The sequence below is a fragment of the Streptomyces sp. NPDC089424 genome (assembly GCF_044749345.1).
Classification (GTDB): domain Bacteria; phylum Actinomycetota; class Actinomycetes; order Streptomycetales; family Streptomycetaceae; genus Streptomyces.
In genome coordinates this window covers 1642152-1653505 of record NZ_JBIVHU010000002.1, presented here as the reverse complement: position 1 = coordinate 1653505, position 11354 = coordinate 1642152, and the positions used below count along the sequence as shown (strand labels likewise).

Annotated in this window: 11 protein-coding genes, 1 rRNA gene and 1 riboswitch; of the genes, 11 read left to right on the top strand and 1 reads right to left on the bottom strand. The window is 68.9% G+C overall.

The window, feature by feature from the left end; all coding sequences use genetic code 11:
• The first annotated feature begins 134 nt into the window (after positions 1–134).
• From rrf to ACIP2X_RS14950, 11 genes are all read left to right on the top strand, one after another.
• Positions 135–251: ribosomal RNA gene (gene rrf / locus ACIP2X_RS15000) — 5S ribosomal RNA — on the top strand.
• Between the two features lie 108 nt (positions 252–359).
• Entirely contained in the window at positions 360–968 is a 609-nt protein-coding gene (locus tag ACIP2X_RS14995) for a CDP-alcohol phosphatidyltransferase family protein (RefSeq protein ID WP_401672224.1), read from the top strand.
• 114 nt (positions 969–1082) lie between these two features.
• A complete protein-coding gene (locus ACIP2X_RS14990) occupies positions 1083–3578 on the top strand; it encodes a sugar phosphate nucleotidyltransferase (protein ID WP_401672222.1) in 2496 nt (831 codons plus the stop codon).
• A gap of 97 nt (positions 3579–3675) precedes the next feature.
• Complete coding sequence (locus ACIP2X_RS14985; RefSeq protein WP_401672220.1) at positions 3676–4596, top strand: DUF881 domain-containing protein; 921 nt, start codon at positions 3676–3678, stop codon at positions 4594–4596.
• A complete protein-coding gene (locus ACIP2X_RS14980) occupies positions 4593–4925 on the top strand; it encodes a small basic family protein (RefSeq protein ID WP_003988855.1) in 333 nt (110 codons plus the stop codon). Before ACIP2X_RS14985 ends, ACIP2X_RS14980 begins: the two co-directional genes overlap by 4 nt.
• Before the next feature lie 5 nt (positions 4926–4930).
• On the top strand, positions 4931–5812 hold the full coding sequence (locus tag ACIP2X_RS14975; RefSeq protein ID WP_401672217.1) for a DUF881 domain-containing protein: 882 nt from the start codon (positions 4931–4933) through the stop codon (positions 5810–5812).
• 61 nt (positions 5813–5873) lie between these two features.
• A complete protein-coding gene (locus tag ACIP2X_RS14970; RefSeq protein ID WP_401672215.1) occupies positions 5874–6833 on the top strand; it encodes an FHA domain-containing protein in 960 nt (319 codons plus the stop codon).
• 43 nt (positions 6834–6876) lie between these two features.
• The gene (locus ACIP2X_RS14965; protein ID WP_401672213.1) at positions 6877–7617 is read left to right on the top strand and encodes a MerR family transcriptional regulator; all 741 of its coding nucleotides are present in this window, start codon (positions 6877–6879) and stop codon (positions 7615–7617) included.
• 286 nt (positions 7618–7903) lie between these two features.
• Entirely contained in the window at positions 7904–8377 is a 474-nt protein-coding gene (locus tag ACIP2X_RS14960; RefSeq protein ID WP_026281837.1) for a bifunctional nuclease family protein, read from the top strand.
• 261 nt (positions 8378–8638) lie between these two features.
• Positions 8639–9322: a MerR family transcriptional regulator gene (locus ACIP2X_RS14955; RefSeq protein ID WP_401672209.1), complete on the top strand. Its 684-nt coding sequence runs from the start codon at positions 8639–8641 to the stop codon at positions 9320–9322.
• 64 nt (positions 9323–9386) lie between these two features.
• Positions 9387–10736, top strand: a complete 1350-nt coding sequence (locus ACIP2X_RS14950) for a DNA polymerase IV (RefSeq protein WP_401672207.1) — start codon at positions 9387–9389, stop codon at positions 10734–10736.
• 10 nt (positions 10737–10746) lie between these two features.
• Here ACIP2X_RS14950 and ACIP2X_RS14945 read toward each other — a convergent pair whose 3' ends face one another.
• A complete protein-coding gene (locus ACIP2X_RS14945; RefSeq protein ID WP_365448118.1) occupies positions 10747–11118 on the bottom strand; it encodes a PRC-barrel domain-containing protein in 372 nt (123 codons plus the stop codon).
• A gap of 114 nt (positions 11119–11232) precedes the next feature.
• Positions 11233–11331, top strand: a riboswitch (glycine riboswitch).
• Positions 11332–11354: the final 23 nt, after the last annotated feature.

The following is an 11354-nucleotide window of genomic DNA, read 5'->3' as shown; positions in this document are numbered from 1 at the left end:
CCGGATATGGAAGCACGGTAACGTGTGGAGTTGACCGGTACTAATAGGCCGAGGGCTTGTCCTCAGTTGCTCGCGTCCACTGTGTTAGTTCTGAGGCAACGACTGTGTTTTTTCCGGTCGTAACTTCATAGTGTTTCGGTGGTCATAGCGTGAGGGAAACGCCCGGTTACATTCCGAACCCGGAAGCTAAGCCTTTCAGCGCCGATGGTACTGCAGGGGGGACCCTGTGGGAGAGTAGGACACCGCCGAACTACCTTTACAGCTCCGGCTCTTGGGCACATGCCCAGGGGCCGGAGCTTTTTTGCGTTGAGGTAGGGTCGGGGAGCATCGTTGGCTCGTTTTCGACAGGAGGCCCCCGGTTGGAGGTCCAGGAGACCCGTGTGCAGACGGACCGGGTCCTCACCATCCCGAACATCCTCAGCATGGCCCGGCTTCTTGGCGTGCCCCTGTTTCTGTGGCTGATCCTCAGGCCCGAGTTCGGCGGGCCGAAGAGTGACGGCTGGGCGCTGCTGGTGCTGGCTCTGAGCGGGATCAGTGACTACCTGGACGGCAAACTGGCCCGGCGCTGGAACCAGATCAGCAGCCTCGGCCGGCTCCTCGACCCCGCCGCGGACCGGCTCTACATTCTCTCGACCCTGGTCGGGCTCACATGGCGTGAGATTCTGCCTCTCTGGTTGACCGCTGTACTGCTTGCGCGGGAACTGGTCCTGCTGGTGATGGTGGGCGTCCTCAGACGCCACGGCTATCCGCCGCCGCAGGTGAACTTCCTCGGCAAGGCAGCCACCTTCAACCTGATGTACGCCTTCCCGTTGCTGCTGCTCAGTGACGGAAGCGGGTGGCTGGCGTCACTCGCTGCGATTTTCGGATGGGCGTTCGCCGGATGGGGTACAACCCTCTATTGGTGGGCAGGAGTCCTCTACGTGGTGCAGGTCCGCCGTCTGGTTCGTGCGGACGCCACGGCCGATTGAGCTCGTCGATTGCGCGGCCGAAGCGGTGCGATGGCCCGCAAGGAAAAAGTGCGGGACAATTCGGACGGGTGAAGTCGGCTAGACCGTCGTCTCTTCGAGGAGGACGCTTCCGACATGAAGGCCGTCGTGATGGCCGGTGGCGAGGGCACGCGCCTTCGTCCCATGACCTCAAGCATGCCCAAGCCGCTCCTGCCGGTGGCCAACCGGCCGATCATGGAGCACGTGCTGCGGCTGCTCAAAAGGCATGGGCTCAACGAGACAGTCGTGACTGTCCAGTTCCTTGCCTCACTGGTCAAGAACTACTTCGGTGACGGCGAAGAGCTCGGCATGGAGCTCACGTATGCCAACGAGGAGAAGCCACTCGGTACCGCCGGAAGTGTCAAGAACGCCGAGGAGGCGTTGAAGGACGACACGTTCCTTGTCATCTCCGGTGATGCCCTGACCGACTTCGACCTCACCGAACTGATCAACTTCCACAAGGAAAAGGGCGCGCTGGTCACGGTCTGTCTGACCCGTGTCCCGAATCCCTTGGAATTCGGCATCACGATCGTCGACGAAGAGGGCAAGGTCGAGCGGTTCCTGGAGAAGCCGACCTGGGGTCAGGTCTTCTCGGACACCGTGAACACCGGAATCTACGTGATGGAGCCCGAGGTCTTCGACTACGTCGAGGCCGATGTGTCCGTCGACTGGTCCGGTGAGGTCTTCCCGCAGCTCATGAAGGAGGGCAAGCCGGTCTACGGCTATGTCGCCGAGGGCTACTGGGAGGATGTCGGCACGCACGAGAGCTATGTGAAGGCCCAGGCCGACGTCCTGGAGCGCAAGGTCGACGTCGAGATCGACGGCTTCGAGATCTCACCGGGTGTGTGGGTCGCCGAAGGCGCCGAAGTACATCCAGACGCCGTGCTGCGCGGGCCGCTCTACATCGGCGACTACGCGAAGGTCGAGGCCGGCGCGGAAATTCGGGAGCACACCGTCGTCGGCTCGAACGTGGTCGTCAAGAGCGGCGCGTTCCTGCACCGGGCCGTCGTGCACGACAACGTGTATGTCGGGCAGCACAGCAATCTGCGCGGATGTGTCGTCGGCAAGAACACCGACATCATGCGGGCGGCGCGTATCGAGGACGGCGCCGTCATCGGTGACGAGTGCCTCATCGGCGAAGAGTCGATCGTGCAGGGCAATGTGCGGGTCTATCCGTTCAAGACGATCGAGGCCGGTGCCTTCGTCAACACCTCGGTCATCTGGGAATCGCGGGGCCAGGCGCATCTCTTCGGTGCGCGGGGAGTCTCCGGGATCCTGAACGTCGAGATCACACCGGAGCTGGCCGTGAGGCTGGCCGGCGCCTACGCGACGACGTTGAAGAAGGGTTCCACCGTCACGACGGCGCGTGACCACTCCCGTGGTGCCCGTGCGCTGAAGCGCGCCGTGATCTCCGCGCTGCAGGCCAGCGCCATCGACGTACGGGACCTGGAGAACGTACCGCTGCCGGTGGCCAGGCAGCAGACGGCTCGGGGCAGTGCCGGCGGGATCATGATCAGGACCACGCCCGGGGTGCCGGACTCCGTGGACATCATGTTCTTCGACGGGCAGGGCGCCGATCTCTCGCAGGCCAGCCAGCGGAAGCTGGACCGGGTCTTCGCGCGTCAGGAGTACCGGCGGGCGTTCCCCGGTGAGATCGGGGACCTGCACTTCCCGTCCAGCGTCTTCGACTCGTACACCGGGTCGCTGCTGCGGAACGTCGACACCACCGGGATCGCCGAGTCGGGCCTGAAGGTCGTCGTCGACGCCTCGAACGGAAGCTCGGGGCTGGTGCTGCCCAGCCTGCTCGGCAAGCTGGGTGTGGACTCGCTGACGATCAACCCGGGTCTGGACGAGTCCAGGCCGACGGAGTCGGCGGACGCGCGGCGGTCGGGGCTGGTGCGCCTGGGAGAGATCGTGGCGTCCGCACGGGCCGCGTTCGGTGTGCGGTTCGACCCCGTCGGCGAGCGGTTGTCGCTGGTCGACGAGAAGGGGCGCATCGTCGAGGACGACCGTGCGCTGCTGGTGATGCTCGACCTGGTCGCGGCGGAGCGCCGCAGCGGGCGGGTGGCGCTGCCGGTGACCACCACGAGGATCGCCGAGCAGGTCGCGGCCTACCACGGCACCCAGGTCGAGTGGACGACCACGTCCCCCGACGACCTGACCCGGGTCGGACGGGACGAGACGACCATCTTCGGCGGTGACGGCAAGGGCGGCTTCATCGTCCCCGAGTTCAGCAGCGTCTTCGACGGCACGGCGGCCTTCGTGCGGCTGATCGGCCTGGTGGCGCGGACCCAGCTCACGCTGAGCCAGATCGACGCACGTATCCCGCGTGCGCACGTCCTCAAGAGGGATCTGGCGACCCCGTGGGCCGTCAAGGGGCTCGTCATGCGGCGCGTCGTCGAGGCGGCCGGAGATCGTGACGTGGACACCACGGACGGGGTGCGCGTTGTCGAGGCCGACGGGCGCTGGGTGATGGTGCTGCCCGACCCGGCCGAGGCGGTCACGCACCTGTGGGCGGAGGGGCCGGACGACGCCTCCGCGCAGGCGCTGCTCGATGAGTGGGCGGCCGTCGTGGACAGCGCCGGGCGGTAAACCAGCAGCACGCGCGCGTGCCGGACAAGTGTCCCCAAGGGGGCCTGTCCGGCACGCCGGTGGGGCCATTCGGAGGTAGCGGCCGCGACGTGCGACGATGTGCGGCATGCCGCAGCAGCCCCCCGTTCGGAGCACACCCGCGCGCCCCGCGCGCCCGGATGCGTCCATGTCGCTGCTCACCAATGTCATGGATCACAGCCTCGACGACGGCTACGCCGAGGCGGCGGCCCGCAAGAAGGCCGCCGGAGGCATGCCGAAGACGTTGCGGGCGAAGCTCGGTCTCGCCGCCGGGCTGGTGCTGGCGGCCCTGGTGGTCACCGTCGGCGCGGCGCAGGCGCGGGTGGCGGCGCCGGTCGTGGCGAAGGAGCGCGAGGAGCTCATCGACCGCATCGACCGGGAGACCACGGCGGCCGACGAGCTGGAGAGCAGCGTCGACAAGCTGCGTGACGAAGTGAGTGCCCGGCAACGGCAGGCGCTCAAGCAGAGTGGCGGCGGTGACCGGACGGACCTGGTCGGCATCCTGTCCGGTGCCGCCGAAGTGCACGGCCCTGGCGTGAAGTTGGTCGTGAACGACGCCAAGGAGGCCACCGCCGGCGGCGACAGCGACCCCCGCGGGACGACGGGCTTCTCCGACACGGGCCGGGTGCGTGACCGTGACATGCAGCGCGTGGTGAACGGGCTGTGGGAGTCGGGTGCCGAGGCCGTCTCGATCAATGGACAGCGACTGACGGCGCTGTCGGCGATCAGGGCCGCGGGTGACGCGATACTGGTCGACAACCGGCCGCTGGTGCCGCCGTACACGGTGCTCGCGGTGGGGGACGGCGCGGAGCTGAGCACGAAGTTCCAGAACAGCGCGGACGGGCTCTACCTGCATGCCCTGCAGGAGAGCTTCGGCATCCGGACGAGCATCTCCACGGAGGGGGAGCTGCGGCTGCCCGCCGCGCCGAGTGTGATCGTCCGCACAGCACAGCCGATAACCGAGTCAGCACAGCAGAGTACTGAGGAAGGCACATCGTGATCGCCGTACTGGGCCTCGTCGTGGGAGTCGTGGCCGGATTGTTGGTCCGGCCCGAGGTTCCGGCGGTGGTCGAGCCTTACCTGCCGATCGCCGTGGTGGCGGCCCTGGACGCCGTCTTCGGTGGCCTGCGGGCCATGCTCGACGGCATCTTCGACGACAAGGTCTTCGTGGTCTCGTTCCTGTCGAACGTGGTCGTCGCCGCGTTGATCGTCTTCCTGGGCGACAAGTTGGGCGTCGGCGCCCAGCTGTCCACGGGTGTCGTGGTCGTCCTCGGTATCCGGATCTTCTCCAACGCCGCGGCGATCCGCCGGCACGTCTTCCGGGCGTGAGGCCGATGAGCGACCAGGACGACAGGACCGGCGAGATGACCTCGGGGACGACGGGCGGGAGCCGGCTGCGCAAGGAGCTCCCCGAGGAGGTGCCGGCCGGGCCCGCGGCGGCGACGGACGCGACGTCACCGCCGGTGCCCGCCGGGGAGGGGACGCGGTCCGAGATCACGGGGCGCCAGCGGCTCGTCGACGGACTGTGGCCGCCGCGGATCACCCGCGCGCAACTCATCGTGGCCCTGCTGCTGTTCGGCCTCGGCTTCGGCCTCGCGGTGCAGGTCGCCTCGAACAGCGACGGCGACAGCGCCCTGCGCGGCGCCCGGCAGGAGGATCTCGTGCGCATCCTCGATGAACTGGACGACCGAACTCAGCGTCTTGAGGACGAGAAGCAGGGTCTTGAGAACCAGAGGGACGAGCTGGAGAACAGCTCGAACCAGGCCGAGGAGGCCCGGCGGCAGACGATCGAGAAGGAAAGGCAACTCGGTGTGCTGGCGGGCACGGTGGCGGCACAGGGACCCGGCATCACGATGACCATCGACGACACGAAGGGGACGGTCGAGTCGGACATGCTGCTCGACGCGATCCAGGAGCTGCGCGCGGCCGGCGCCGAGGCGATCCAGGTGAACGGTGTCCGGGTCGTCGCCAGCACCTACCTGACGGACTCCGGGGAAAGTGTGAGCGTCGACGGGAACAAGATCAACGCTCCCTATCGTTTCAAGGTCATCGGCAAGCCGCAGGACCTCGAACCGGCGCTCAACATCCCAGGAGGCGTGGTGCAGACGCTTGAGAAGGAGCAGGCCACCGTGACTGTCGAGCGGTCGGACAAGATCGTCGTCGACGCCTTGCGGGCGGTGGAGCGACCTGACTACGCTCGGTCGTCCTCCCAGTGAACCGGTGGTGCATGGGGGACGTCCGCGGAGGGCATGAGGTTGCGGGGGGTCGCCGCACCGATTGGGTGGTGCGTGGTGGAAACTGTCTGGTGGATACGGACGTTGTGAGGATGTCCGGTTCGGCCAGTGTGTGCAATCAGGGTTCGTCCTGCCCCACGGGCGGGTCTGTTTCGGTCAAGGGGAATCGCCCGTGAAGTTGTTTGCGAAGTTGTTCGGCAAGAGCGCGCGAGAGGGTCGCGAAAACGCGACCGCTCGGCATCGCGCACAGCCTGACGCGGAGGGCCAGCGCCCACTGTTCCGGGACCAGGTCGCTGGTCCGGGTGGTGACATTTCCGGTGGTCAGGGCGCGCCGTCGGTTGACCCTGCCCAGGCCGGCGGCATAGGTTTCGGGCAACCGTCGACCTCAAGTGCGGGTGGAGGGTTTTCCACCGACCCGTACGCGTCCCACGCCCCAGCGGGGCAGCCGCGGCAGGAGGATCCGTCCATGTCGGCCCTGGTTTGTACGAGGTGCGGCAACCGCAACGCGGAGAGCAGCCGTTTCTGTTCCAACTGCGGTGCGCCGTTGCGACCGGGAGTGACGCCCGAGCGTCCGTCCGAGACGACCTCCACGATCTCCATCAGCGGTCTTGAGGCGTACGACGCCGAGGTCACCGGGCAGACGCAGATGCCGACGCTGTCTCCCGAGGCGCAGGCCGCGGTGGACGCGCTTCCGCTGGGCTCCGCCCTGCTGGTGGTGCGCAGGGGGCCGAACTCGGGCAGCCGCTTCCTGCTGGACAGTGATCTGACCACGGCCGGGCGGCACCCGCAGAGCGACATCTTCCTGGACGACGTGACGGTCTCGCGTCGGCACGTGGAGTTCCGTCGCGCCCCGGACGGATCGTTCACGGTGGCCGACGTCGGCAGCCTGAACGGCACGTACGTCAACCGGGAGCGGATCGACCAGGTCGCTCTGTCGAACGGTGACGAGGTGCAGATCGGCAAGTACCGGCTCGTCTTCTACGCGAGCAGGCAGGCCATCTGACCCTCCTCCGGAGTCCGTCCGGAGAAACTCCGAGGGAAGTTCCATGCGTCACACACCGAGCGGCGGCTCCGGCTACGGTGCCGCCGCCACGGACAGCGGGCTGATGAGTATCGGCACGGTGCTGAATGTGCTGCGCGAGGAGTTCCCCGAGGTCACGATCTCCAAGATCCGGTTCCTGGAGTCGGAGGGGCTCATCGAGCCGCAGCGGACGCCGTCGGGGTACCGGAAGTTCGGCCCGGGGGACGTCGAGCGGCTCGGGCATGTGCTGAGGATGCAGCGGGACCACTATCTGCCGCTCAAGGTGATCCGTGAGCATCTCGACGCGATGGAGCGCGGTGAGCAGGTCCGGCTGCCGGCGTTGGGCCGGCAGCGTGACGGCGAGGCCGTGCTCGCCGACGAGGTGTCCGACGAACCCACCGCGGCCCGGATCGCCCGGGCGGAGTTGCTTGCGGCGGCCGGTATCGGTGAGCGGGAGCTTGCCGAGTGGGAGTCGTACGGGCTGGTCACCCCGGTGGCGGAAGGCGTGTACGACGCCGAGGCGGTCACCGTGGCGGCGCTCGTCGTCGAACTGGGGCGGTCCGGGATCGAGCCGCGGCACCTGCGCGCGATGAAGGCCGCGGCCGACCGTGAGGCGGGGCTCGTGGACCAGGTGGTGGCGCCGCTGAAGCGGCACCGGAACCCGCAGACGAGGACCCATGCGGAGGCACGGGCGAAGGAGCTGGCCGGGCTCACGGTGAAATTGCACGCCGCGTTGGTGCGGAGTGCACTCGGGGTGCGGCCCTGAGCCGTGCGGGGCCATAAGGGCGCACCGATATAAGGGCGCACCGATATGCCGCGCCGCAGGCCACACCAGGCCGACCAGGCCAGGACAGGCGTGGGCCGTCCGGCGGCGGCCGAGCGGGCGTCGCGGCCCGTGAGGGCAGGTTGGTGATGTCCGTAGGGGCACATCTGGGAAAGCGCTCCTGAGTGCGAGCGCCGAATCGCCCGCGCCCCGGGGAGCGGCGGCCGGATCGCGTGGGCGAGGACGGCCCGACTACCCAAACGTCCCGGGCACGGCCTAGGGTTGCTGTGTGAACGAGCTCGATGTCGTAGGTGTCCGGGTCGAAATGCCCTCCAACCAACCGATCGTGCTCCTGCGCGAAGTGGGAGGCGACCGTTACCTCCCCATCTGGATCGGGCCGGGGGAGGCGACGGCGATCGCCTTCGCCCAGCAGGGCATGGCCCCCGCGCGACCGCTGACCCACGACCTGTTCAAGGACGTGCTGGAGGCCGTCGGCCAGGAGCTCACCGAAGTACGCATCACGGACCTGCGTGAAGGCGTCTTCTACGCCGAGCTGGTCTTCGCCAGCGGCGTCGAGGTGAGCGCCCGCCCGTCCGATGCCATAGCGCTCGCCCTGCGCACCGGAACGCCGATCTACGGCAGTGACGGGGTGCTCGACGACGCCGGTATCGCGATCCCCGACGAGCAGGAGGACGAGGTGGAGAAGTTCCGGGAGTTCCTCGACCAGATCTCGCCGGAGGACTTCGGCAGCAGCAGCCAGTGAACGGCGGCGGCCCGCGCGGACCGGGGGTCCGCGGCGGGCCGGTGTGTGCCCGGAACGCGCCCCGGGGCCCGGCACGTGCCAGTGGCGAGTGAGAGCGTCATGCGGATCCCCGCCACGGCATTCGGCTAGCCTTTCCCCGCGATGGGGTGTGGGAAACCACTCTTAGGGTGATTATCACCCGGCGTGCCGAGTGTGGCGATCGTTGACGCACCCTTGGTGACTGCCTACCGTCGAGAAGGCAGGTCAAGGACGGAGGTCGGCGTGAGAAGCAGCGGCGACGGTACGGCTGGGGGTGCCCCCGGACGCGGTTTCGGGGAGAGCGGTCCGTACCCTCCCCCGAGCTCTCGGCTTCGCCCGAGTGGGGGGTACCCTCCGCACGGCAGGGCGAGTGATCACGCTCCGCAGCGACCTATGGCCGTTCCCGGCGGCGGAGGGGCGGCGCCCATGGCGTCCGAGGAGATCGGCTATCGCGGTCCGACGGCCTGTGCGGCCGCCGGCATCACGTATCGCCAGTTGGACTACTGGGCCCGTACGGGGCTGGTCGAGCCGAGCGTCCGGCCGGCCCACGGGTCCGGTACGCAGCGTCTGTACAGCTTTCGCGACGTCGTCGTCCTGAAGATCGTCAAGCGGTTCCTCGACACCGGGGTGTCGCTGCAGAACATCCGCACCACCGTTCAGCACCTGCGCGAGCGCGGCTTCCGGGATCTTGAGCGGATGACGCTGATGAGCGACGGCGCCACGGTCTACGAGTGCACCTCGCCCGACGAGGTCCACGCGCTGCTCCAGGGCGGCCAGGGGGTCTTCGGCATCGCCGTCGGTGTGGTCTGGCGGGACGTGGAGGGCGCCCTGTCGCAGCTGCACGGAGAGCGCATCGACACCGGTGAGACGCTCGTCGGGCACAACCCGGCGGACGAGCTCGCGCGCCGGCGCAACCGGGCCGTCTGAGGCGCCCCGGATCCGGCTCGTGGCCGCGGCGGCGTTGTCAGTGGCGTGAGGCAGCATCGGACATGTGAGAACCGCGCCCACGATCCTGCATCTCGACATGGATGCCTTCTTCGCCTCGGTGGAGCAGGCGTCCAAGCCGAGCCTGCGCGGGAAGGCCGTGATCGTGGGTGGGCTCGGGCCGCGCGGGGTGGTGGCGACCTGCTCGTACGAGGCCCGGGTGTTCGGGGTGCATTCGGCGATGCCCATGGGGCAGGCGCGCCGGCTCGCGCCGAACGCCGCCTATCTGGTGCCCCGCTTCGGGTTGTACCGGACGATCAGCGAGCAGGTGATGGGCCTGCTGCGGGCGCTGTCGCCGCTGGTGGAGCCGCTCAGCCTGGACGAGGCGTTCGTCGATCTGGAGGCCGGTGGGGCGGCGTGGGACCGGGAGTCGGCGCGGCTGGCCGGCGTGCGGCTGCGGGCCGACATACGGGCCGTCACCGGCCTCACCGGGTCCGTCGGGCTCGCCGCCTCCAAGATGCTCGCGAAGATCGCCTCCGAGGAGGCCAAGCCGGACGGTCTGGTGCTGATCGAGCCGGGCACGGAGCGGGAGCTGCTGGAGCCGATGCCGGTGCGGACGCTGCCAGGCGTCGGGCCCGCGACCGGCGACCATCTGCGCCGGGCCGGGATCACCACCGTCGGTGAGATCGCCGAGGCGGGCGAGGACGAGCTCGTACGGCTGCTGGGCAAGGCGCACGGGCACGCGCTGTACGCCATGGCGCTGGCCCGTGACGACCGGCCGGTGGTCGCCGAGCGGGAGGCGAAGTCCGTGTCGGTCGAGGACACCTACGACGTGGACATCCACGACCGGGTCCGGGTCGGGCTGGAGGTGCAGCGGCTCGCGGACCGGTGTGTGCGGCGGCTGCGCGGGGCCGGGCTCTCGGGGCGGACGATCGTCCTGAAGGTGCGGCGGTACGACTTCTCGACGCTGACCCGGTCGGAGACGCTGCGGGGGCCCACGGACGACCCGGCGGTGGTGCGGGAGGCGGCGGCCCGGCTGCTGGACTCCGTGGACACGACCGGGGGTGTGCGGCTGCTGGGGGTCGGGGTCAGCGGGCTGGCCGACTACACCCAGGAGGACCTGTTCGCGCAGGCGGCGGGGGAGCGGGACGAGGGGGCGGCGGAGGACGTCGCGGAGGAGCCCGCACGGCCGGAGGCCGGGCCCGTCGAGCGCCGCTGGGCGGCCGGGCTCGACGTCCTGCACGCCGAGCACGGCCACGGATGGGTGCAGGGCAGCGGGCTGGGGAGAGTGACCGTGCGGTTCGAGACACCCGAGTCGGAGCCCGGGCGGGTGCGGACCTTCCGGGTCGACGATCCCGCGCTGGAGCCGGCGGACCCGCTGCCGCTGGTGGCGCGAAGACCCGAGCTCCAGGGCTGAGCCCCGCAGGTCATGTCTCGTCCGAGCCCGCCAGCTTGCCGAAGTCGCGGTCCGGAAGCGCCGGGGGAGCGGCCACGTCGAGTCCGTAGTGGTGGTAGAGCTGGAGTTCCTGCTCAGGGGAGAGGTGGCGGCCGACGCCGAAGTCGGGGGCGTCCTTGATCAGGGCGCGCTCGAAGGGGACGTGCAGCGTGCCGTCGATCAGCTCGCTCGGCTCCAGCGGGACGAAGGCGTCCCTGCTGAACAGGCCGGTCCGTATGGCCGCCCACTCCGGTACGCCGGTCGCGTCGTCGAGGTACACCTCGTCGATGGTGCCGATCTTGCTGCCGTGTCGGTCGAATGCCTTGCGTCCGATCAGGTTGCGCGGATCGATGTCGGTCTGCACGGGCCCTCCACTCGCTCGCACCTCATCCGTAAGCACTACGAAAGAGCACATTGCGGAACGCGGCCACTCGAACGCCCGGGCGTTGACCTCGCTGGTACGCTGGCAAGCGGCTGCTGACCCCGTGCGGGAGAGTCCTCCGGAGATCACCACCGGGGGCGCCGAAGGAGCAAATCCTCCCCGGAATCTCTCAGGCCCACGTACCGCACGGACGAGGTCACTCTGGAAAGCAGAGCGGG